Origin of the sequence: Xanthomonas sacchari (assembly GCF_040529065.1) — a bacterium.
Lineage (GTDB): Bacteria > Pseudomonadota > Gammaproteobacteria > Xanthomonadales > Xanthomonadaceae > Xanthomonas_A > Xanthomonas_A sacchari.
In genome coordinates this window covers 1,932,421-1,955,906 of the sequence record NZ_CP132343.1, presented here as the reverse complement: position 1 = coordinate 1,955,906, position 23,486 = coordinate 1,932,421, and the positions used below count along the sequence as shown (strand labels likewise).

Sequence of the window (23,486 nt, the reverse complement as noted above, 5' to 3'; positions counted from 1 at the left end):
ACACCTCAACACATTGATTAAAAACAGAAAATTGAGAAACTAGATGCGGCACCCGCTTGTTCGACGCCGAACATTCCTATAACTTCAGCGACACTCTTATAAGGATGGATATGGACAGGCCACAGGTGGTGTTCGGCATGCTCGGCACCCAACTGGATTCTGGCAGCGGCCCCGGGCGCTGGGAGAAGTGGCGCCCGACGGTGGCGCTGGGCATGCACGAGGACTTTCTGCTCAGCCGCCTGGAGCTGCTGACCGACCTGCGCCGCTACCAGAAGCTGGCGCAGCTAGTGAGCGAGGACCTGGGCCAGGTCTCGCCCGACACACAGGTGCAGTTGCACGACACCTACCTGGCCGATCCCTGGGATTTCGAAGGGGTGTACGCCACCCTGCACGACTTCTTCGCCGGCTACACGTTCCGCCCGGACGAAGAGGACTACTACCTGCACATCACCACCGGCAGCCACGTCAGCCAGATCTGCGGCTTCCTGCTGACCGAGAGCCGGCACTTCCCCGGGCGCCTGCTGCAGACCTCGCCGCCGCGCAAACAGGGCAGCGGCGAGGCCGGCGCCTACACCGTGATCGACCTGGACCTGTCGCGCTACGACCGCATCGCGCAGCGCTTCCAGCAGCAGCAACTGCAGGACCGCGCATTGCTGAAGAGCGGCATCGCCACGCGCAATGCGGCGTTCAACCGCATGATCGAGCAGATCGAGACCGTGGCCACGCGCTCCAGGGCGCCGATGCTGCTGATGGGGCCGACCGGCGCCGGCAAGAGCCAGTTGGCCAAGCGCGTGTTCGAACTGAAGAAACTCAAGCACCAGTTGCCGGGGCGTTTCGTCGAGGTCAATTGCGCCACCCTGCGCGGCGACGGCGCCATGAGCGCGCTGTTCGGCCATACCAAGGGCGCCTACACCGGCGCGGTCAGCGACCGCCCGGGGCTGCTGCGCTCGGCCCACCAGGGCCTGCTGTTCCTCGACGAGATTGGCGAGCTGGGCCTGGACGAGCAGGCCATGCTGCTGCGGGCGCTGGAGGAGAAGCGCTTCCTGCCGGTCGGCAGCGACCGCGAGGTGGAGAGCGAGTTTCAGCTGATCGCCGGCACCAACCGCGACCTGCACCAGCACGTCGCGCAGGGCCGCTTCCGCGAGGACCTGCTGGCGCGCCTGAACCTGTGGACCTACCACCTGCCCGGCCTGGCCGAGCGCCGCGAGGACATCGAGCCGAACCTGGACTTCGAACTGGAGCGCTGGTCGCGCGAGCAGCACCAGCGGGTGACCTTCAATCGCGAGGCGCGCAGCCGCTATCTCGCCTTCGCCACCGGCGCGGAGGCGCGCTGGCACGGCAACTTCCGCGACCTCAGCGCCTCGGTGATGCGCCTGGCGACACTGGCCAATGCCGGGCGCATCCAGCGCGAGCTGGTGGAAGAAGAAATCGAGCGCCTGCGTCGGCAATGGCGCGACGGCACCCCGCCCTCGCCGCTGGACGCACTGCTCGGCGAGGCGGCGGCCCAGCTGGACCGTTTCGACCGCGTGCAACTGGAAGACGTGGTGCGGGTCTGCGCGACGGCGAAGTCGCTATCGCAGGCCGGACGCGAACTGTTCGCCGTGTCCCGCACGCAGCGCGCCAGCACCAACGACGCCGACCGCCTGCGCAAATACCTGGCGCGGTTCGGACTGGACTGGGAGCAGGTGCGCGAGGGCGGGCGCGCCGCGGCACAGGACTGAGCCAGGCGGGCACGCCTGTGCCTTGCGCCCGGTCGCGCGGCGCGGCCGACTGGCCGGCCGGAAGCGGATCAGGAATCAGTTGGACCGGCGTCGCACCGGGCGCCAGCACCCTGCCCTGCGGCGCGCGCCAGGCTCAACCCGCGCACTTCGCGCACAGCCCGTGCACTTCCAGAGTTTGCGCCTGCGGCTGGAAGCCCAGCGCCTTGGCGCGCTGCTCCAGTTGCGCGACCACGTCGCGGTCTTCCAGTTCCACTGCGCTGTGGCAGCGGTCGCAAATCAGGAACGGCACCGAATGCTGGGCGCTGCTCGGGTGGTGACAGGCGACGAAGGCGTTGACCGACTCGAGCTTGTGCACGAAGCCGTTGGCCATCAGGAAATCCAGCGCGCGGTACACCGTGGGCGGCGCGTCGGCGCCCACGCCCTTGCCCTCACGCACCCATTCCAGCAGGTCGTAGGCCTTGACCGGGCGCCCGGCCTCGGCGATCAGCCGCAGCACGTTGGCGCGGATCGGGGTCAGGCGCAGACCGCGCTCGCGGCTGACCCGCTCCACCACCTTGACGAAGTCGGCAGCGTCGTGGACGTGGTGGTGCGGCTCGGTGCAGGCGGTCTTCTTGCTGGACATGGCGGTCTCCCGGGAATCAGCTTCCCGCTGGGATCTTGATGAGCGCGGCGTCGATGCGTTTCAAGGCCTCCTCGCGCCCCGCCAGGTAGACGGTCTGCGAGATGTCCGGGCTGACCTGGGTGCCGGTGATGGCCACGCGCAGCGGCTGCGCCACCTTGCCCATGCCGATCTCCAGGGCGGCGGCGGTGTCGTGCAGCGCGGCGGCGACGCCGTCCAGGCTCCACTGCGGCAGCGCCGCCAGCAGTTCGCGGGCCTTGCCCAGCGCCAGTTCGGCGCCCGGCTTGAAATGCTTGGCCACCGCCGCGTCGTCGTAGCTGGTCAGCGGGCGATACCAGACCTCGGCCTTCTCGGCCATTTCCTTCAGGGTCTGCACGCGCTCGCGCAGCGCCACCACCACCTCGGCTGCGGCCGGGCCGGCGGCCGGGTCGATGCCGAGCTTGCGCAACTGGAATTCCAGCTGCGGCGCGATCGTCGCCGGGTCGTCGCTCTTGAGGTAGTGCTGGTTGACCCAGCCGAGCTTGGCCATGTCCAGGCGCGCGGCCTTGGAATTGACGTCCTTGACGTCGAACAGGTCGATCAACTCCTGCCGCCCGAACAGTTCCTGGTCGCCGTGTGACCAACCCAGCCGCGCCAGGTAGTTGATCAGCGCGTGCGGCAGGTAGCCGGCGTCCTTGTACTGCATCACGTCGGCCGCGCCGGTGCGCTTGGACAGCTTGGCGCCCTGCTCGTCAAGGATCATCGGCATGTGCGCGAACTTCGGCACCGGCGCGCCCAGCGCCTGGTAGATGTTGATCTGGCGCGGGGTGTTGTTGATGTGGTCGTCGCCGCGGATGACCTCGGTGATGCCCATGTCCCAGTCGTCCACCACCACCGCGAAGTTGTAGGTGGGGTAGCCGTCGGGACGGAAGATCACCATGTCGTCCAGTTCGCTGTTGGCGATCTCGATGCGGCCCTTGATCAGGTCGTCGAACGCCACCACGCCCTCGGTCGGGTTCTTGAAGCGGATCACCCGGTTGGGATCGTCGCGGTACGGCAGGTTCAGCTCGCGCGCGGCGCCGTTGTAGCGCGGCTTTTCCTGCCGCGCCATCGCCGCTTCGCGCATGGCGTCCAGTTCCTCGCGGGTCTCGTAGGCGTAGTAGGCCTTGCCCTGCACCAGCAACTGCTCGGCAACCTCGCGATAGCGGTCCAGGCGCCGGGTCTGGTAGATCGGGCCTTCGTCGTAGTCCAGGCCCAGCCACTCCATCGCCTCCAGGATCGCGTCGATCGCCGCCTGGGTGCTGCGCTCGCGGTCGGTGTCCTCGATCCGCAGCACGAATTCGCCGCCGCGGTGGCGCGCCTCCAGCCAGCAGTACAGCGCGGTGCGCGCGCCGCCGATGTGCAGGTAACCGGTGGGACTGGGGGCAAAACGGGTGCGGCAGGCCATGGAACGCTCGAAACGACGGGAATCGGGCGATTTTACCTTGCTGTTGCGGCGCCTGCTGGCGCCGCGGGATTGGGGATTGGAGATTCGGGATTGGTAAAGCAGCGTCTCACCGCGGAAACAGGGCATGGCGCGCCGAGGCGCGGCACTTTGGCAGGAAACGCTCCTACGCGAAATGGCTCAGTTCCGCGCGCACCACGGCGGGCGCCAGTTGCCCGCGCCAGTCGCGGTCGTTGGCCACTTGCGCATTGGCGCGGCTGGCCTCGAACGCGGCGAAATCCAGTTCGGCGATCGCCCAGACCTGCTCGCCGCGGGTCTGCGCGACGATGCCGTCGGCGGGGAAGCCGGCGTCCATCGGCGCGTACAGCGTGGCCTCGCCGGTGTTCACGTCCAGCGCCGGGCTCCACTCGGCGACGCCGGCGGTCACCGACTGGGCCACGAAGATGCGGTTCTCCAGCGCCCGCGCCAGGCAACCCACGCGCACGCGGGTGGCGCCGGCCTCGGTGTCGGTGCAACTGGGCACCACCAGCAGACGCGCCCCGGCCTCGTACTGGGCGCGGACCGGCAGCGGGAACTCGCTGTCGTAGCAGACCGCCACGCCGGCGCGCACGCCCTCGGCCTCGAACACCTTCAGCGCCTCGCCGCCGTCGATCAGGCCGGTGGCCTTCTCGAAGCCGGTCAGTTGCAGCTTGTCCTGCCAGCCGTGGCCGCCGTCCGGGGTGAACCAGTAGGCGCGATTGCGGTAGCGCCCCTGGCCGTCGCCGAGCAGGAAGCTGCCGGCGACCACGTGCAGGCGATGGCGCCGTGCCAGGTCGGCGAACAAGGCCAGGTACGGCGCATGCAGCGCCTGGATCGCCGCCAGCGAGGCCGGCAGCCGCGCCGACACGTCGGCGCCGAAGATGGCGGCCAGTTCCAGCGACAGGTACTCGGGCATCACCGCCAGTTGCGCGCCAGCCTGCGCGGCCTCGCCCAGCAGCGCGGCCTGCTTGTCGGCGAAGGCGGTGAAGTCGGCGGGCGCGCCGATCGGGTACTTGGCGACGGCGACTTTCATGCGACAGGCTCCAGCGCGCGGGTCCAGAAACCCAGGGTATGCGGCATTTCGCCGCGATCGACCTCGTTCCATGGCAGGTGCATGCGCAAGGCCGGCTGCGGCTGGTAGCCGCGCTTGCGCCAGAACGCGTCGTTGCCGCGGTAATCCGGCGGCCGCCGCGGATCGTCGGACGCCCGCTCCACCGAACAGAACGCGGTCAGGCGGAAGCGGCCGAGCGCGCGCGCATGCGCCTCGCGCTCGTCGAAGAAGGCATGGCCGACGCCGTGGCCGCGGTACTGCAGCAACAACACCGACTCGCCGAAATAGAACACCTCGGCGGGGTCGATCTCACTGCCGGCGAAGGCCGCCGCGAACGCCTCGGCATCGTCGAGCAGCGGCAGCCCGGTGGAAGCGCCTATCACCTGGTCGCCGTCGCGTGCCAGCACGAACACGCTGTCCGGCGAGGCGGCGTAGGCGGCCAGGTAATCGCGTTCGTAGCCCAGATCGCCGTCGTAGAGGTACGGCCAGTCGCGGAACACCGTGATGCGCAACTGCGCGACCGCGTCCAGGAACGGCACGATCCCGGCGCCGCGCAGGCGCTGAATGGAGAGCGGAGAGTGCATCCGTGCACTCTACCTCAAGCGTTTCCCTGGCGCTGCCTGCCTGGCGGTGCCCTGGCGCGTGCGTCCTTGCCGCTTCCTTGCGGGGGCGTCCTGCCCGTCCTGTGATGCCTGCGCGTCCTTGCACTGCCTGGCGATGTCCTTGCGTGCATGTCCCTGCCGCATCCCTGCATGAGCGTCCTGCCCGTCCTGTGACCGGCGGTGGGGTCCTGCCACCGCCGGTGTTCCTGTCGTCGATGGCCGATGTCGGTCCGGCCCCGCTGCAGCGGCGATCGGCACGGCCACCGAACCTCATCGCCACCAGCGGCACAGCAGCGCCGCCTGTGCCGGCAAGACCAGCAGGCGCGCGCGGCCTTGCGCCTCCCAGGTGATGAAACCCGCGGAGGACGCGCCGCTCACGCCATCCGCGTCCGCTGTTCGGACCGGATCGCGGCGCACCGCGCGCCACGGGCAGTAGCGCCACGGCGCGGCATCGCCCGGCAAGGCCGCACGCGCCTGCAGTGCGCTGCCCAGGAACGTCGCCGCGTCGTTGGCCAGGGCCGCGCGGCTGCGTTCGCTCAGGCGCAGCCACAGGGCGCCGCCGCGGTCGGCGGCGGTGACCAGGGCCGCCTGCGCGCTACGCGCCAGCGTCGCCGGCAGGTTGCCGGGGTGCAGGCCATGGGTTTCCAGGGCGGCGGGCAGCAGCGCCTGCAGACGCCGATGCAGATGACGGTGCGCGACCATGTCCGATCTCCTCGCGACGGCTCAGCGCAGCGACGCGCCGAGTTCGTACCAGTCGATCCGGCGGGTGATCCACATGATCGCGCCGAGGATGCCGAACAGCAGCAGCGAGCCCATCAGCAAGGCGTTGTCTTCCGAGGCGAGCAGGCCGTACAGCGCGCCGTACAGCACGGTGAGCATGCTGGCGAAGCCGGCCGCGCGCAGGCGGCTGCGCAAGACCCCGGACAGGTAGAAGAACTGCAATCCGATACAGGCCACCGCCGAGACCAGATAGGCCTGCCAGAACGGGATGTGCTCGGACAGGCTGAGCAGCAGCAGGAAGAAGATCGCCAGCGCCAGGCCGACCAGCAGGTACTGCAGCGGATGGATCGGCAGGCGCTTGATCAGTTCGAACAGGCCGAAGGCGACGAAGGTCAGCACCACGAACAGCAGACCATATTTGCTGGCGCGCTCGGCCTGCGTATACACGTCCACCGGGTCGACCAGATCCACGCGCAGCGCATCCAGGTCCTCGCCCCCGGCGCTCACCTGCGCCTGCGCACCCGTCGCCAGCGACGACAACGCCCAGCTCGCCTGGAAGCCCTGCGCGCTGATGCGGCGCTCGTTGGGCAGGAAGCGCCCGCCGAACAGCGGATGCGGCCACGGCGAACTCAGCGCGATCTGGTTGTCGTCGCCCACCGGCACGATCGACAGCGCCTGGGTACCGTCGAGCACGAACTCCATCTGCACATCGTGCAGATCGGTCAATCGACCCTGCTGCGGATCGGGCAACGCCGGCAGCACGGCATGCACGCCCTTGGAGACGCCGGCCAGGCCCATCGACCCCGGCTGCAGCGGCAGCGCGCGGCCGTCGGCGCGCAGGTTGGGCGTGCCGACCAGGCCGCGCACGTCCTGCAGGCCGATCGCCAGGTACGGCGTGCCGTAGCGGCGGCCGTCGGCAGCGGCATAGTCGAGATCCTCGAATTCGGCCTTGAGCCGCGCATGCCAGCTGTACACCTGCACCTTGAACAGACCGATATGGCGCTGCGAGGGCTTCAGTTCGCCCTCCACCTGCAGCCGCCGCGGCGCCTGCAGCACGTAGCCGGTCTCGGTCTCGCGCTTGGTCACGCGCTTGCCGTCGGCGTCGAGCACCGCGACGTCGCGCTCCTGGGTCCACGGGATCACCCGCAGCGGCCCGAGCAGGCGCTGCTCGCCGGCCTTGCTCTGCGACACCCGTTCCACCGCCTCGTCGCGGTAGTGCTGGCGGTCCTGCACGGTGCCGCGAATCATCATCAGCGGGATCAGCAACAACAGGATCAATCCGCCGATGGTGGCGAATCGCAACAGCAGCTTCAGGGATTTCATGGCGGCCTCTGGGTTTGGGAGGGCGCCAGGATGCGACCACTGCGTGGGCGGGGTTTGAGGCGAATTTGAAGTGGGTGTGAAGTGGGAGGAGCCGGGATTGGGGATTGGGGAATCGGGATTGGTGTCCGGCAGCCCGTCGACGCGGCGCCCCACTGTGGGAGGGACTTCAGACCCGACGCGGGAACACCGGCACCGCGCTTCACGCGCTCTCGCGCGAATCGATCCGACTCAGGTCATCGGCAACGCCAGGCAGGCCACCGCGCCGCCACCGTCGCGGTTGCGCAGGTTGGCGTCGCCGCCGTGCAGGCGCGCCACCTCGCGCACGAACGGCAGACCGAGGCCGGAGCTGCGCTGGCCGGTGGCCGGCCGCGCCAGCGAATAGAAACGCTCGAACACCCGCTCCTGCGCGTAGTCGGGAACGCCCGGACCGGCGTCCTCCACCACCAGCAGCACGCGCGCATCGGTGCCACGTTCGGCGCGCAGCACGATGCTCGCGCCCTCCGGGGAGAAGGCGATGGCGTTGTCGAGCAGGTTGTGCAGCGCCTGCCGCAGCAGATAGGGATCGCCCGATACCACCAGGGTCGGATCCAGCGCCTGCACCTGCAGCTGCAGTCCGCGCGCCTGCAGCTGCGGCGCCAGCGCTTCGACCAGGTCGGCGCACAGCGGCGCCAGCGCCACCGGTTCGCGGCGCTGCAGCCAGCCGTGCTGCTCGACCTCGGCCAGCGCCAGCAGCTTGTCGATGGTCTCGGTGAGGCGCTGCTGCTGCTCGGCGATGTTGCGCACGAAGCGCTGCCGTTCCGGCTCCGGCAGCGGCTCCTGCAGCAGCTCCGCGGCGCCGCGGATCGCCGCCAGCGGGCTCTTCATCTCATGGGTCAGCGACTGCACGTACTGCTCGACGTATTGCTTGCCCTCCAGCTTGCGGCGCATGGTCTCCAGCGCACGGCCGAGATCGCCGATCTCGTCGCGGCGCGGCGGCGGCGGCGGCACCGGCGCACCGGCACTGACCGCCTGCGCATAGCGGTTGAGCCGGCCGATGCCGCGCAGCAGGCCCCAGGTCATCAGGATCCCGATCAGCGCCGAGATGCCGATCAGCCAGGCGCCGCGCAACAGGATGCTGCGCTGGCTGGCGACGATGAACGGCTCGATGCTGCGGTTGGGCTGGGACAGGGTCAGCACGCCGATCAGCCGCTGCGGCTCGGCCGGATCGTAGACCGGCGCGGCCACGTGCATCACCGTGTGGTTGGGGTCGCCGTCGGCCTCGGGACTGGAGCGGGCGCCGTACTCGCCGCGCAGGGTGCGGTACACGTCGTTCCAGCGCGCGTTGTCGCGGCCGATGTCCTGACCCCGCGAATCGAACACCACCACGCCCGCCGCATCGGTGAGGGTGACGCGGTAGTCGACACTGTGCTTGGGGAAACGCCAGACCATCGCGCGCGGATCGCGCCGCTGCGCCGCGGCCAGGTCGCGGGCGAAGCGGCCGCTGGCGATGCGCCCGTCCTTCAGGTCCTGCGCGGCCATCTGCGCCAGCACGTTGGCCGCGTCCACCAGGGTCGATTCCATCGCCTGGCGCACGCCCGGCTTGACCTCGTTGACGAACACCCGCATTACGAAGAAAGCGGCCACGCCGACGATCAGGAAGAAGCCCAGGAACAGCTTCAGCCCCAGCCGCATCTCAGGCCTCCAGCGCGTAGCCGAGGCCGCGGTGGGTGCGGATCGGGTCGTGGGCGGCGCCGGCCGCGCGCAACTTGGCGCGCAGGGTCTTGATATGGGTGTCGACCGTGCGGTCGGCGCTGTCGGCGCTGCTGTCCCAACCGCGGTCCATCAGTTGCGCGCGGCTGAGGATGGCACCGGGCCGCTGCAGCAGTGCCGCCAGCAGCGCGTACTCGTAGCGGGTCAGGTCCAGCACCACGCCTTGCCAGCGGATGCGGCGGCCGTCGCGGTCGATGGCGAAATCGCCGTGCTGCTGCCAGCCGGCGTCGGCATCGCCGACCACCACCGCCGGGCGCCGCAGCCGCGCCCGCACCCGTGCGACCAGTTCGCGCGGCGAGAACGGCTTGGCCATGTAGTCGTCGGCGCCCAGTTCCAGGCCGAGCACGCGGTCGATCTCCTCGTTGCGCGCGGTCAGGAACAGCACCGGCACCTGGCTGAAGCCGCGCAGCGTGCGACACACCTCGAACCCGCTCAGGTCCGGCAGGCCCACGTCCAGCACCACCACGTCGATGCCGCCCTCGCGCAGCTGCGCCAGCGCCTCGCGGCCGAGCTGGCAATGCCGCACCGCATAGCCCTCGCTGCGCAGCGCGTACAGCACGGTATCGGCGATGGCGGATTCGTCCTCGACCACGAGGACACAGGCGGCGGCAGGCGTGGACATGGCGCGCAGCATAGCCGCCGCGCGGGCGCCGCGGCAGCCTGTGCGGCCGTCGCCGGCGTCGACCTTGGTCGGCGCGGCCTGCGACGCGTGCAGGCCCGCGTCAGCGATCGCTGCCGCCGCGCAGGTGGGCCGCGCCCGGCGGCGCCGCCAGCTCCACCCGGTTGCGACCACCATGCTTGGCCCGGTACAGCGCCGCATCGGCGCGCGCCAGCAGCGCCTGGCTGCTCTCGCCGGCGCCGGCCTCGGCGACGCCGATGCTGACGGTCAGGCGCAGGCCCGGCACGATCGTGTCGAACGCCTGCCGTTCCAGCACCTCGCGCAGCTGCCCGGCCAGTTGGCTTGCCTCGGCGCAGGTGGCACCGGGCAGCAACGCCAGGAACTCCTCGCCGCCGGTCCGGCCGAAGCTGTCGTTCCTGCGCAGGCGCTGGCGCAGGGTCGTGGCGACCAGCCGCAGCACCTGGTCGCCCGCAGCGTGGCCGTGCTCGTCGTTGATCCGCTTGAAGTGGTCCACGTCCAGCGCCAGCACCGACAGCGGCATGCGCCCGCCGCGCGGCAACACAGTCAGCGCAGTGTCGAGTTCGGCCAGCACCTGGCGCCGCGAGGCGACTCCGGTGAGGCTGTCGATGCGCACTTCGCGGCGGGCGCCGCGCAGGCGCCCGAGGGTCAGGAACAGCACGCCGCCCAGCACGGCCAGCAACAGCAGCGCCGCGCCGAGCAACACGCGCCGCAGGGTCGCCTCGCGCTCCATCGCCTGCAGCCGGTTGCGCTGGGTTTCGGCCTTCTGCGCCAGTTGCAGCGCCGCCAGGTCGCGCTCGCGGCTTTCCGATTCGGCGATCAGGAACTGCGATTGCTCGCGCTGCATGCGCGTGTCCAGTTCCTGCTGCACGCGCATCTGCGCCTCGCGCGCATCCAGCGCCTGGCGCCAGGCGCCCAGCGCGCGCAAGGCCGTGGCCTTGAGGTCGAGCACGTCGCTGAGGCTGCGCAGGTCGCCGTTGGCGCGGTAGCCCTGCTCGGCCCGCTCGACCAGCGCCAGCGCGGCCCGCGCATCGCCGCTGCGCTCGGCGATCAGCGCGTCCACGTAGTCACGCCGCGCGCGCATCAGCCGCGTGGCGCCCATCGCGACCAGTTGCGCCTCGGCCTGCTGCCGCTGCGCGCGTGCCTGCGGCAGGTTGCCCAGCAGCGCGTTGACCCGGGCCGCGCGCAGCAGCAACGACGCCTGCGAGCCTTCCTGCGGATGCCGGCCATGCAGTTCCGCTGCGCGCAGATAGGCGGCCAGCGCCGCCGGCAGGTCGCCACGCTGCTCGGCGATGGCGCCTTCGCGCTCCACCGCCAGCGCCTGCATGTAGCCGCCATCGCCCTGCCTGGCCCGCTGCAGGACCTCGGCGACGACCTGCTGCGACAGGTCCGGCAGGCCCATGTCCAGGTAGGCGTCGGCAATGCCGATCAGGGTCAGCAGCGCCACCCAGCCGCCATCGCGCCGTGCGTCGAGCGCGCGCAGTTCCTGCAGGGTGCGCAGCGACTGCGCGTAGTGGCCGGCGTCGCGCTCGGCGAAGGCACGCATGCGCAGGGCCGCCGCGCGCAGGCGCGGGAACCGCTGCGCGTCGGTCAGCGCCAGGATCGTGGTGGCGGGCCGCAGATAGGCCGGGCGCTGGCCGTCGTTGTACAGCGCATAGGTTTCGCACAGCAGATACTCCAGCCGGACCTGCACATGGGTGCGCGCGACCGCGCCGCGCGCGCCGCGCCGCGCCTGCTCCACCGCCGCGGCCGGACCCTGCGGAAAATGCTGGCAGTCGAAGGCGTCCAGGCGCGCGCGCCGCACCGGGTCGCTCGCAGGCAGCAGCGCCTGCAGCCGGGCATGCGCGACACGGTAGGCCTGCTCGTCGGCGGCCATGTCCTTGCCGTGCGCACCGACATCCTCGATCAGCGCATCGAACGCCGCAGTCTGTGCCGCGCGGGGGCTGGATGGCTCGGCACGGGCGGCGCCGAATGCGGCGAACGGCAGTGCCAGTGCAAGAACACCGAGCAACAGGGAAGAAGGCATCGACATGCAGACCGTGGCACTCGCCGACCGCCCATCTGGCATCGGCACTGCGCACCCGAACGCTGCGACGACGCCTGCGCCCGGGTGCACAGGCCCAATCGTCCACGCCGTCCGGCCCCAGGTCCGGAAAGCGCCGCGGCCGCGAGCGGCCGCCCGCCTAGTGTACCGCGGCGGCGGAGACGCCCTGCCCGGCATCGCGGCAGGCGTGGCCGGCCGACGTGGCGCCCCGTACACTGCGCGGATGAATTACCGCCACGCCTTCCACGCCGGCAACCATGCCGACGTCCTCAAGCACATCGTGCTGCTGGCGCTGCTCGATGCGTTCAAGCGCAAGGACAGCCCGTTCTTCGTGCTCGATACCCACGCCGGGCGTGGCCGCTACCTGTTTGCGGCCAACGAAGCGCGCAAGACCGGCGAGGCGGTCGCCGGCGTGCTGCGGCTGATGGGCCAGCCGACCCTGCCGGAGGTGGTGGAGCGCTACCTGCGCGCAGTGCAGGCCGACAATCCCGTAGGAGCGCTGGTCGCCTATCCCGGCTCGCCGCTGCTGGTGGCGCAGGCGCTGCGCACGCAGGACCGGCTGGCAGCCTGCGAGCTGCAGCCCGAGGAAGCCGCCGAACTGAAGGCGTTGTTCGCCCACGACCGCCGCGTGCAGGTGCACGCCGGCGATGGCTATGCGGCGATCAAGGCATTCCTGCCGCCGAAGTCCGGGGCCAACCGGATCGGTCGCGGGCTGGTGCTGATCGATCCGCCCTACGAGGCGCAGGACGCCGAGTACCCGCTGATCGTGGCCGCGCTGCGCGAGACCCTGAGCCGCTGGCCGCAGGCGGTGTGCGCGGTGTGGTATCCGATCAAGCAGCGCCGCAGCCTGCAGCCGTTCTTCCGCAAGGCCGCGTCGTTGCCGGTGGCGTCGGCGCTGGTCGCCGAACTGCAGGTGCGCCCGGACGATTCGCCGCTGCGGCTCAACGGCAGCGGCATGCTGCTGCTCAATCCGCCCTGGCAGTTCGAGCAGGCGCTGGCGCAGGCGCTGCCGCCACTGAAGGCGCACCTGGGCGAGGCCGGCGCCAGCACGCGCCTGGAGTGGCTCAAGCGCGAGGCGTGAGGTACCGGCGCCGCGGCGTGCGCGCGCTCAGAAGCAGTCCCAGTGATAGGCGACCCGGCTGAAATCGCCGCGCCGCAGGTCGTCCGGATCGATGAAGAAATTGGCGACGCCGCTGTCGCCCCACATCATCTCCTCGTCGCTGTCCAACTGCAGCAGCAGGACCTGCTTGTCCTGCAGGGTACGCGGGTCTTCCTGGGTGAACTCCGGGTAGCCGCCGAGCTTGTTGCCGCCACGGCTCAGCGCATCGAACAGCGCGTCGTCCACCGCATCTTGCGACACCGCGTGGCGCTTGGCGTAGGCGGCGGCCACCTGCTCCAGCGGCGTGCCCAGCACCTGCTCGAAGCGCACATCGCTGCTGCCGATGGTTTCCTCGCCTGCGTCGAACCGCATCGCCCGCGGCCGCGCCGGATCGAACGGCAGCGTGTCGGCCGCCAACAACGGCACCTCGGCCTGCCGCGCCGACGCCTTCGGCTGCGGCCAGTACACCACGCGGAAATTGCGTTGTTCGCTCAGCGCGGCCAGGTCGCTGCGCGCGCCACCGAAGTTGGCCCCGTAGAAATCGTCGCCGCCGATGAAGAACTGCAGCATGCCCTGGCGCGGGTAGCCGGGCAGCGGCGGCATTCGCGCCAGATTGATCTGCGCCAGCAGCGCCAGCGGCTGGCCGTCGGCCGCGTGCGGATACGGCCTGTCCGCGGTCCAGTAAGGGCGGCCGCCGACCTTGCTGGCCAGGCGATCGTCCTGCGTCATCGGCTGCAGTCGCACCTGCAGCACCGGCCGGCGCGTGGCCTGCAGGCGCGCCTGGTAAGGAGCCAATGCCTGCGTCGCCAGTTGCTCCGCATCGGCGACTGGAGCGGCGGTGGTGGCGGTCGGCGTGTCGTGGAGCTGCGCGCGCAGCAGCCACCTGCCACCGCCCACCAGCAGCCCCACCAGCAGCGCGGCCAGGCCCAGCCCGATCGCCGCGGAGACGGCCACGGCATGCAAAGTCTTCATCGTCGTGCATTCCCTTGAACGAAGCGCCACTCTAGCAAGACCACCCGAACGGCACATCGGCAGGACGCTGCGTTCACGGGCGTAAGGTTTTGGTAATGCGAGAATCCAGGCTTCGTCGAGGATCATACGGCCATGGCTACCCGCAACCGCATGCCTCCGTGGCATGAAACCTTCACCCTGCCCAGTGGACGCGAATTGCTGATCCGGCCGATCCGGCCGGAGGACAGCGCGCCGCTGCAGGGTGCCTTCGGCCTGCTCGGGCCGACCGAGATCCGCGAGCGCTTCCTGCATTCGACGCAGGAACTGACCGAGGACATGGCGCAACGCCTCACCCATCCCAATCCGAAGTCGGAACTGATCCTGGTGGCGGCCGAGCCGCTGCCGCCGGGCGAGGCCGTGGTCGGCGCGGTGGCGCGCGCGGCGATCAACCCCGGCACCCGCGAGGCGCAGTACGCGATCCTGGTCAGCAGCTTCGTCTCCGGGCAAGGACTGGGCCGGCAGCTGATGCGCAAGCTGGTCAAGTGGGCGCGCCGCAAGTACCTGGACCGGCTCTACGGCGACGTGCTCGAACGCAACGTGCCGATGCTGCAACTGGCCGAGTCGCTGGGCTTCCAGCGCATGCCGCATCCGGACAATCCGGACCTGGTGCGGGTGGTGCTGGAACTGGGTAACTGAGTTCTCGCGCACGGAACCACTCTCCGCCATTCCCGCCCGCGCAGCCAACCGGCGCGCGGCGTTTCCCGGGTTGCGCCGCGCCGGTCGCGGCACCCGGCTTTGCTAAACTCCACGGTCCATGCCGCCCCTTCCCTTCCCCGTTCCGCCGCTGCCCAAGTCCGGCCAGCTCCGCGCGCACTGGCGCGCTCCCGCGTCCTCCACCGCACTGGCCTGGCACATCGCCTGCGCCGCGTCCGCGCATCGCGGGCCGTTGCTGGTGGTCGCACGCGACAACCAGAGCGCGCATCAGCTCGAAGCCGACCTGCACAGCCTGCTCGGCGACGATCCGAGCCTGCCGGTGGTGCCGTTTCCGGACTGGGAAACCCTGCCCTACGACCAGTTCAGTCCGCACCCGGACATCGTCAGCCAGCGCCTGGCCGCGCTGCACCGGCTGCCGACGCTGACCCAGGGCATCGTGGTGGTGCCGGTGCAGACGCTGATGCAGCGGGTGGCGCCGCTGCGCTACATCGTCGGCGGCAGTTTCGACTTGCGCGTGGGCCAGCGCCTGGACCTGGATGCGGAGAAGCGGCGGCTGGAAAGCGCCGGCTACCGCAACGTGCCGCAGGTGATGGACCCGGGCGATTTCGCCGTGCGCGGCGGCCTGCTCGACGTGTACCCGATGGGCACCGACGCACCGTTGCGCATCGAACTGCTGGACGAGGACATCGATTCGATCCGCGCCTTCGACCCGGAGTCGCAGCGTTCGCTGGACCATGTGCAGGCGGTGCGCATGCTGCCCGGGCGCGAAGTGCCGATGGACGATGCGAGCGTGGAGCGGGTGTTGACCGCGCTGCGCGAACGTTTCGACGTGGACACCCGGCGCAGCGCGCTGTACCAGGATCTGAAGGCCGGGCTGGCGCCGTCGGGCATCGAGTACTACCTGCCGCTGTTCTTCCAGGAGACCCGTGGCAGCGGCGCGCGCGAGGCCACCGCCACCCTGTTCGATTACCTGGGCGAGCACGTGCTGCCGTTGATCGCCCCGGGCGTGGGCGCCGCCGCCGATGCGTTCTGGGCGCAGACCCAGGCCCGCTACGAGCAACGCCGCCACGACGTGGAGCGCCCGCTGCTGGCGCCGGAAGAGCTGTACCAGGCGCCGGACGCGCTGCGCGAACGCCTCAACGGGCTGCCGCGCATCGACGTGTGGGCCGCCGACCACCCGCGCATCGACGAGGCGCAGGCGCTGGGCGACCAGCCGCTGCCGCCGCTGCCGGTGGCGGCCAAGGACGCTGCGCCAGGCGCGGCGCTGAAGAGCTTCCTCGATCACTACCCGGGCCGGGTGCTGATCGCGGCCGATTCACCGGGCCGCCGCGAGGCGCTGCTGGAAGTGTTGGCGGCCGCGGAGTTGAAGCCGGAGGTGCTGCCGAATTTCGCGGCATTTGTTCCTTCTCCCACCGGGAGAAGGTGGCGCGAAGCGCCGGATGAGGGTGCGGCGCTCGCGCGGTCGGAAACGAAGAAGGCCGGGTCGGCGGCAGCTTCCAAAGCTGCGCAGACACAAAACTCTAGCGGTCGTACCCTCACCCCAACCCCTCTCCCGGAGGGAGAGGGGCTGGACTCCGGCGCGATCGCTGCACGTTTCGCCATTGCCGTGGCGCCGCTCGACGACGGCTTCGCGCTGGAGGAGCCGCGCATCGCGGTGCTGACCGAGCGCCAGTTGTTCCCCGAGCGCGCCAGCCAGCCGCGGCGCAGCCGCCGCGTGGGACGCGAGCCGGAAGCGATCATCCGCGACCTGGGCGAGCTGTCCGAGGGCGCGCCGATCGTGCACGAGGACCATGGCGTCGGCCGCTACCGCGGGCTGATCGTGCTCGATGCCGGCGGCATGCCCGGCGAGTTCCTGGAAATCGAATACGCCAAGGGCGACCGGCTGTACGTGCCGGTCGCGCAGTTGCACCTGATCAGCCGCTACTCCGGCGCCTCGGCCGAGACCGCGCCGCTGCATTCGCTGGGCGGCGAGCAATGGACCAAGGCCAAGCGCAAGGCCGCCGAGAAGGTGCGCGACGTGGCCGCGGAGCTGCTGGAGATCCAGGCGCGTCGCCAGGCCCGCGCCGGGCTGGCGTTGCAGGTGGACCGGGCGATGTACGAGCCGTTCGCCGCCGGCTTCCCGTTCGAGGAAACCCCCGACCAGCTGGCCGCGATCGACGCCACCCTGCGCGACTTGGCCAGCAGCCAGCCGATGGACCGCGTGGTGTGCGGCGACGTCGGCTTCGGCAAGACCGAGGTCGCGGTGCGCGCGGCCTTCGCCGCGGCCAGCGCCGGCAAGCAGGTGGCGGTGCTGGTGCCGACCACGCTGCTGGCCGAACAGCACTACCGCAACTTCCGCGACCGCTTCGCCGACTACCCGCTCAAGGTCGAGGTGCTGTCGCGCTTCAAGAGCAGCAAGGAGATCAAGGCCGAACTGGAGAAGGTCGCCGCCGGCAGCATCGACGTGATCGTCGGCACCCATCGCCTGCTGCAGCCGGACGTGAAGTTCAAGGACCTGGGCATGGTCATCGTCGACGAGGAGCAGCGCTTCGGTGTGCGCCAGAAGGAAGCACTGAAGGCGCTGCGCGCCAACGTGCACCTGCTGACCCTCACCGCCACGCCGATCCCGCGCACCTTGAACATGGCCATGGCCGGCCTGCGCGACCTGTCGATCATCGCCACGCCGCCGCCGAACCGGCTGGCGGTGCAGACCTTCGTCACCCAGTGGGACAACGCGCTGCTGCGCGAGGCCTTCCAGCGCGAACTGGCGCGCGGCGGCCAGCTGTACTTCTTGCACAACGACGTGGAGAGCATCGGCCGCATGCAGCGCGAGCTGAGCGAACTGGTGCCGGAGGCGCGCATCGGCATCGCCCACGGGCAGATGCCCGAGCGCGAGCTGGAAAAGGTGATGCTGGATTTCCAGAAGCAGCGCTTCAACGTGCTGCTGTCGACCACGATCATCGAATCGGGCATCGACATCCCCAACGCCAACACCATCGTCATCAACCGCGCCGACCGCTTCGGCCTGGCGCAGCTGCACCAGTTGCGCGGCCGTGTCGGCCGCTCACACCATCGCGCCTACGCCTACCTGCTGGTACCGGACCGGCGCAGCATCACCCCCGATGCGCAGAAGCGCCTGGATGCAATCGCCTCGATGGACGAGCTGGGCGCCGGCTTCACGCTCGCCACCCACGACCTGGAAATCCGCGGCGCCGGCGAACTGCTCGGCGAGGACCAGAGCGGGCAGATGGCCGAGGTCGGCTTCAGCCTGTACACCGAACTGCTGGAACGCGCGGTGCGCAGCATCCGCCAGGGCAAGCTGCCTGACCTGGACGCCGGCGAGGAAGTGCGCGGCGCCGAAGTGGAACTGCATGTGCCCGCCCTGATCCCCGACGACTACCTGCCCGACGTGCATACGCGCCTGACCCTGTACAAGCGCATTTCCAGCGCCCGCGACAGCGATGGCCTGCGCGAACTGCAGGTGGAGATGATCGACCGCTTCGGCCTGCTGCCGGATCCGGTGAAGCACCTGTTCGCGATCGCCGAACTGAAGCTGCAGGCCAATGCGCTGGGCATCCGCAAGCTGGAACTGGGCGAACACGGCGGGCGCCTGGTGTTCGAGGCCAAGCCCAACGTGGATCCGATGACCATCATCCAGATGATCCAGAAGCAGCCCAAGCTGTACGCGATGGATGGCCCGGACAAGCTGAAGCTCAAGCTGCCGCTGCCGGAAGCGGCCGACCGTTTCAATGCCGCGCGCGGCCTGCTGACCGCGCTGTCGCCACGCTGAGCGACGCGGGCGACCCTCTGCCCGCACTGCGCCCACGAGCGGCCACCGTACAGGGGCCGCAGCTGTCTTGCGCAGACACGCCATCGCGACATGCGGCGGCGTACGGCTCGCCTGCAACTCGCAACACGCGAATGCAACGGTCTTCACGTGAAGACCGACGGCGACGCGTCGCGCGGCTTTTTTGACGTCTTCACACGCCGTCGCGTTTGGCACGGCACGTGCAACAGACCTTGAAGCACACCGCGCCCAAGTCTTTATGGGATGCGCATCTTGCGTTGTTCTGAACCACTCAGGCTCGCGTGCGGTGTGGGAGACAAATGCTTCACGCGCGCTAAATATTTCTAAATATTTCCTGTCCGCGCCGATATCGCTCTTACCGAAGCCGGCGACACCGGCTTTTCCCACTTCCCTGCCGGAGACCCGCCATGCGCTCGACGCCCCCCGACGAACAGGATCCGCCGCTGCAACTGATCGTGGACGGCGACATGACCATCCGCCGCGCGGCCGAACTCAAGCCGCTGCTGCTGCCCGCGCTGGAACATCCCGGCGGGTTGCGCCTGCAGTTGCAGGAGGTGACCGACATCGACGCCACCGGCGTGCAGCTGCTGCTGGCCACCCAGGCGGCACTGCGCGCACTGGGACGCCCATTCCAGCTCGAGGGCTGCAGCACCGCGGTCGGCGATGCGCTGGCCCTGCTCGGCCTGGACGACGCGTTCGAGCGCGTCGGCGACGACACCCTTCACTAATCGGCAGCACGACATGAACATGGATCAATTGCTGCAGACCTTCATCGCCGAGAGCCGCGACCTGCTCGAGGACATGGAGCGCAATCTGTTGGAAGCCGAGCGCGGCGAAGCCGGTCCGGATGCGGTCAACGCGATCTTTCGCGCCGCCCACACCATCAAGGGCTCCGGCGGCCTGTTCGACCTGGCGCAACTGGTCGGCTTCACCCACGTGGTGGAGAGCGTGCTGGACCTGGTGCGCGAGCATGCCGTCGCTCTGGATTCGGAGCTGATCCAACTGATGCTGGCCTGCTGCGACCACATCCGCGCGCTGGTGGAAGCCGCGGCCGGCGGCAAGGCCGACGAAGCCACGCTCACCGCCGACGGCGCGCCGCTGCTGCAACGTCTGCAGACCTACCTGCAACCCGCCGCCACGCCGGCGGCCAAGGCGAGCGCCGCCGCGGCAGCGCCGGCCGCGCCCGCGCACACCGGCTACTGGCGGATCTCGCTGCAGCTGTTCACCGATGCGCTGCGCTTCGGCAACTCGCCGCTGCACCTGATCCGCTGCCTGCGCAGCCTCGGCAGCCTGGAAGCGGTACGCACCCGCCACGACCGCGTGCCGGCGTTGCCGGACCTGGATCCGGAGGCCTGCTACCTGGGCTTCGACATCCTGCTGCGCAGCGACGCGCAACAGGCGGCGATCGAGGACATCTTCGAATTCGTGCGCGACGACTGCGACCTGCAGGTGCTGGCGGTGGACCCGCAGGGCGACGCCGCCAACCTGGATCTGCCGCTGCTGGTGGCCGAGGCCGGCAGCCAGGCCAGTGCCGACGATTTCGCCGGGTTCGACAACGCCGACGCGCCGGTTGCGGCCGCGCCCGCCGCGGCCAGCACGCCGGCGGCAGCGGCCACCACTGCCGCCAGCGCCGGCCCGGCCAAGGCCGCGGGCGCGCGCGGCGAAGGCGGCTCGATCCGCGTCGACGCCGACAAGCTGGACCGCATGATCGACCTGGTCGGCGAACTGATCATCGCCGTCGCCAGCACCGGCGCCAACGCCCAGCGCACCGGCGATGCGCAATTGCTGGAATCCACCTCGATCCTGGCCGGGCTGGTCGAAGAGGTGCGCGAAAGCGCGCTGCAGCTGCGCATGGTCAAGATCGGCGGCACCTTCAGCCGCTTCCACCGCGTGGTCCACGACGTCGCCCGCGAGTTGGGCAAGGACATCGCGCTGGTGGTCAATGGCGAGGACACCGAGCTGGACAAGTCGGTGGTGGAGAAGATCGCCGATCCGCTGACCCACCTGGTGCGCAACGCCATGGATCACGGCATCGAACCGGCCGAGGTGCGCCAGGCGCGTGGCAAGCCGGTGCGCGGCACCGTGCGCCTCAACGCCTTCCACGATTCCGGCAGCATCGTCATCCAGATCAGCGACGACGGCGGCGGCCTCAACCGCGACCGGATCCTGGCCAAGGCGTTGGAACGCGGCCTGATCGAACCCGGCCGCCAGCTCTCCGACCGCGAAGTGTTCGCGCTGATCTTCGAGCCGGGCTTCTCCACCGCCGAGAAGGTCACCAATCTGTCCGGCCGCGGGGTCGGCATGGACGTGGTCAAGCGCAACATCGCCGCGCTGCGCGGCAGCGTGGACATCAGCAGCCAGCAGGACGTCGGCACCACCATCTCGGTGCGGCTGCCGCTGACCCTGGCGATCATCAACGGCTTTCAGGTCGGGGTCGGCAAGTCGGTGTTCGTGGTGCCGCTGGACGTGGTCGAGGAATGCGTGGAGTTCGCGCCGAACTACCAGAGCGAGTACATCGACCTGCGCGGCAACGTGCTGCCCTACGTACGCCTGCGCTCGCTGTTCGCCATCGCCGGCGCGCCGCCGGCGCGCGAGAGCATCGTGGTGATCCGCCAGGGCGCGCAGCGGTTCGGCCTGGTGGTCGACACCCTGCTCGGCGAGTGGCAGACCGTGATCAAGCCGCTCTCCAAGGTCTTCGCCCAGGTCAAGGGCATCAGTGGCTCCAGCATTCTCGGCAGCGGTGGGGTCGCGTTGATACTGGACGTGCCGTCGCTGCTCGGCCAGTTGCAACCCGGCGCCGAATCGCTGGCGGCCTGAGCCGCCGCGTCGCCCGCCGTCATTCCTACGTCGCGCCATCAACCAGGAATCGCCGCCATGTCCCAGAACCGGACGCCCCTTACCACCCTGCCGACGGCCGCCGTCGTCGCCGTCGCCCTGCCCGCCGCCGCCGCTGTCGCCGCGCTGGCGCTGCCGCTGGCCAGCGGCCTCGCCTGGACCCTGGTCGCCGTGGCCACGCTGGTCGCCGGCCTGCTGCTGGGCCGCAGCGTGCACGCGGCACAGCAGGCGGCCGCTGCCGCGCAGCGCGAGCTGGAGCTGGCCCGCACCGGTCTGCAGGCGCTGGCGCAGGGCGAACTGGACCGCGTGGACGCAGCCACCGGCGGCAGCGAGATCGGCCAGGCCTTGCTCGCCGCGCAGCGTCCGCTGCGGCAGTTGCAGGCCGACGTCACGCACATGACCCACGCACACGCCGCCGGCGACTGCGACGTGATGCTGGATGCCGCGCAGTCCAGCGGCGCCTACCGCACCGTGGCCGGCGATATCAACCAGCTGGTCGGCGCCCACATCGGCGTCTGCAAGCAGGCGATCGACTGCGTGGGCGAGTTCGGCCGCGGCAACTTCGCCGCGCCGCTGGCCGCGTTGCCGGGCAAGAAGGCCTACATCAACGACACCATCGAGCAGGTGCGGCGCAACATGCTCGGCCTGATCGCCGAGATGCGCCGCGTTGCCGAGGAGCACGATGCCGGCGAGATCGACGCCAGCATCGACAGCGCGCACTTCCAGGGCGACTTCCGCAGCATGGCCGACGGCATCAACCGCATGGTCGGCAGCCACATCGCGGTCAAGAAGCAGGCGATGGGCGTGGTCGCCGAGTTCGGCCGCGGCAACTTCGACGCGGACATGCCGCAGCTGCCGGGCAAGAAGGCCTTCATCAACGACACCATCGAGCAGGTGCGCGGCAACTTCAGGCGCCTGATCGGCGAGATCGCACGCATGTCCGAGGAGCACGACCTGGGCGACATCGACGTGCAGATCGACTGCGCGCACCTGGACGGGCAGTTCTGCGCGATCGGCAAGGCCATCAACCGCATGGTTGCCGCGCACATCGCCGTCAAGAAGCAGGCGCTGAGCGTGGTAGCCGAGTTCGGCCGCGGCAATTTCGACGCGCCGATGCCGCAACTGCCCGGCAAGAAGGCCTTCATCAACGAGATCATCGAACAGACCCGCGGCAACCTGCGCAGCGTCGGCGACGTGATCAAGGTGATGGGCGCGATGGCCGAGGGCGACCTCAGCCGCCAGGTGCAGGGCCATTACGAGGGCGCCTTCGCCGACATGCAGCGCTACGTCAACGCCACCATCGACAAGCTCACCAGCATCGTCAACGAGGTCAACGGCAACGCCGTCACCCTGGCCAGCGCCGCCGAAGAACTGTCGTCCACCGCGCAATCGCTGAGCCAGGCGGCCAGCGAGCAGGCCGCCGGCGTGGAGGAGACCAGCGCCTCGCTGGAGCAGATGACCGGCTCCATCGCGCAGAACGCGGAGAACGCCAAGGTCACCGACGGCATGGCCGCCAAGGCCTCGCGCGAGGCCGCCGAGAGCGGCGAGGCGGTCCGCGCCACCGTCTCGGCGATGAAGGAGATCGCACGCAAGATCGGCATCATCGACGACATCGCCTACCAGACCAACCTGCTGGCGCTGAACGCGGCGATCGAGGCCGCACGCGCCGGCGAGCATGGCAAGGGCTTCGCCGTGGTCGCTGCCGAGGTGCGCAAGCTGGCCGAGCGCAGCCAGGTGGCTGCGCATGAGATCGGCGACGTCGCCAGCACCAGCGTGAACCTGGCCGAGACCACCGGGCGCCTGCTCGGCGAGATGGAGCCGTCGATCCGCCGCACCTCCGACCTGGTGCAGGAAATCACCGCCGCCTCCGAGGAACAGAGCACGGGCGTCGGCCAGATCAACGCCGCGGTCGTTCAGCTCAGCCAGACAACGCAGCAATCCGCTGCCAACGCTGAAGAATTGGCCGCCACGGCCGAAGAAGTAAGCAGCCAGGCAGAACAGCTGCAGACCATCATGAGCTTCTTCACCACCAGCACCGCCACGACGTCGGCACCGGCCCCGCAACCGCGGCGCCTGCCGTCGCCGATGCAGCGTGCGCCACGCGCCCGCAGCTTCGGCGGACCGGCGGCCACGGCCCAGGCCGCGCGCCTGGAAGAAGCGGCGTTCGTTTCGTTCTGATCTCTCCGTCCCGGC

Annotated in this window: 17 protein-coding genes; 7 read left to right on the top strand and 10 right to left on the bottom strand. The window is 70.0% G+C overall.

From position 1 onward, the window contains the following. The first annotated feature begins 110 nt into the window (after positions 1 to 110). On the top strand, positions 111 to 1,721 hold the full coding sequence (rtcR, locus tag RAB71_RS08220; protein ID WP_029562159.1) for an RNA repair transcriptional activator RtcR: 1,611 nt from the start codon (positions 111 to 113) through the stop codon (positions 1,719 to 1,721). Positions 1,722 to 1,854: 133 nt separating this feature from the next. Here the strand turns inward: rtcR and RAB71_RS08215 are convergent, their stop codons facing one another. The 9 genes from RAB71_RS08215 to RAB71_RS08175 form a co-directional block, all read right to left on the bottom strand. Further along, positions 1,855 to 2,343, bottom strand: coding sequence for a transcriptional repressor (locus RAB71_RS08215; protein WP_010343476.1), 489 nt, complete (start codon positions 2,341 to 2,343; stop codon positions 1,855 to 1,857). A gap of 16 nt (positions 2,344 to 2,359) precedes the next feature. Next, on the bottom strand, positions 2,360 to 3,766 hold the full coding sequence (gene gltX / locus RAB71_RS08210) for a glutamate--tRNA ligase (RefSeq protein WP_010343475.1): 1,407 nt from the start codon (positions 3,764 to 3,766) through the stop codon (positions 2,360 to 2,362). A 163-nt stretch (positions 3,767 to 3,929) separates the two neighbouring features. Further along, positions 3,930 to 4,814, bottom strand: coding sequence for a carbon-nitrogen hydrolase family protein (locus RAB71_RS08205; protein WP_010343474.1), 885 nt, complete (start codon positions 4,812 to 4,814; stop codon positions 3,930 to 3,932). Continuing rightward, positions 4,811 to 5,416: a GNAT family acetyltransferase gene (locus RAB71_RS08200; protein WP_010343473.1), complete on the bottom strand. Its 606-nt coding sequence runs from the start codon at positions 5,414 to 5,416 to the stop codon at positions 4,811 to 4,813. Before RAB71_RS08200 ends, RAB71_RS08205 begins: the two co-directional genes overlap by 4 nt. 288 nt (positions 5,417 to 5,704) lie before the next feature. Then, positions 5,705 to 6,136: a hypothetical protein gene (locus RAB71_RS08195; RefSeq protein ID WP_010343472.1), complete on the bottom strand. Its 432-nt coding sequence runs from the start codon at positions 6,134 to 6,136 to the stop codon at positions 5,705 to 5,707. 21 nt (positions 6,137 to 6,157) lie between these two features. Then, positions 6,158 to 7,477 (bottom strand): cell envelope integrity protein CreD, encoded by a 1,320-nt coding sequence (creD, locus tag RAB71_RS08190; protein WP_041500348.1) that lies wholly within the window; start codon positions 7,475 to 7,477, stop codon positions 6,158 to 6,160. A 228-nt stretch (positions 7,478 to 7,705) separates the two neighbouring features. Then, positions 7,706 to 9,148, bottom strand: a complete 1,443-nt coding sequence (gene creC, locus RAB71_RS08185) for a two-component system sensor histidine kinase CreC (RefSeq protein ID WP_010343468.1) — start codon at positions 9,146 to 9,148, stop codon at positions 7,706 to 7,708. 1 nt (position 9,149) lies between these two features. Next, complete coding sequence (gene creB / locus RAB71_RS08180; RefSeq protein WP_081481987.1) at positions 9,150 to 9,860, bottom strand: two-component system response regulator CreB; 711 nt, start codon at positions 9,858 to 9,860, stop codon at positions 9,150 to 9,152. A gap of 88 nt (positions 9,861 to 9,948) precedes the next feature. After that, positions 9,949 to 11,889 (bottom strand): diguanylate cyclase, encoded by a 1,941-nt coding sequence (locus RAB71_RS08175; RefSeq protein ID WP_158255554.1) that lies wholly within the window; start codon positions 11,887 to 11,889, stop codon positions 9,949 to 9,951. Positions 11,890 to 12,130: 241 nt separating this feature from the next. On the opposite strand from RAB71_RS08175, the gene rlmJ reads away from it, so the two are divergent. Then, entirely contained in the window at positions 12,131 to 12,988 is an 858-nt protein-coding gene (rlmJ, locus tag RAB71_RS08170; RefSeq protein WP_010343465.1) for a 23S rRNA (adenine(2030)-N(6))-methyltransferase RlmJ, read from the top strand. Between the two features lie 27 nt (positions 12,989 to 13,015). On the opposite strand, the gene RAB71_RS08165 is transcribed toward rlmJ, so the two are convergent. Further along, on the bottom strand, positions 13,016 to 13,978 hold the full coding sequence (locus tag RAB71_RS08165; RefSeq protein ID WP_010343464.1) for a YwqG family protein: 963 nt from the start codon (positions 13,976 to 13,978) through the stop codon (positions 13,016 to 13,018). A 132-nt stretch (positions 13,979 to 14,110) separates the two neighbouring features. Here RAB71_RS08165 and RAB71_RS08160 point away from each other — a divergent pair, with 132 nt between their 5' ends. The 5 genes from RAB71_RS08160 (at position 14,111) to RAB71_RS08140 (ending at position 23,471) form a co-directional block, all read left to right on the top strand. Next, entirely contained in the window at positions 14,111 to 14,653 is a 543-nt protein-coding gene (locus RAB71_RS08160) for a GNAT family N-acetyltransferase (protein WP_010343463.1), read from the top strand. A 118-nt stretch (positions 14,654 to 14,771) separates the two neighbouring features. Continuing rightward, the gene (mfd, locus tag RAB71_RS08155; protein ID WP_010343462.1) at positions 14,772 to 18,440 is read left to right on the top strand and encodes a transcription-repair coupling factor; all 3,669 of its coding nucleotides are present in this window, start codon (positions 14,772 to 14,774) and stop codon (positions 18,438 to 18,440) included. 425 nt (positions 18,441 to 18,865) lie between these two features. Continuing rightward, positions 18,866 to 19,186 carry a lipid asymmetry maintenance protein MlaB gene (locus RAB71_RS08150; RefSeq protein WP_010343460.1) on the top strand — a complete coding sequence of 107 codons (321 nt, stop codon included), beginning with the start codon at positions 18,866 to 18,868 and terminating at the stop codon, positions 19,184 to 19,186. A gap of 13 nt (positions 19,187 to 19,199) precedes the next feature. Next, positions 19,200 to 21,275 carry a chemotaxis protein CheA gene (locus RAB71_RS08145; protein WP_104609590.1) on the top strand — a complete coding sequence of 692 codons (2,076 nt, stop codon included), beginning with the start codon at positions 19,200 to 19,202 and terminating at the stop codon, positions 21,273 to 21,275. A 57-nt stretch (positions 21,276 to 21,332) separates the two neighbouring features. After that, a complete protein-coding gene (locus tag RAB71_RS08140) occupies positions 21,333 to 23,471 on the top strand; it encodes a methyl-accepting chemotaxis protein (RefSeq protein WP_104609591.1) in 2,139 nt (712 codons plus the stop codon). Positions 23,472 to 23,486: the final 15 nt, after the last annotated feature.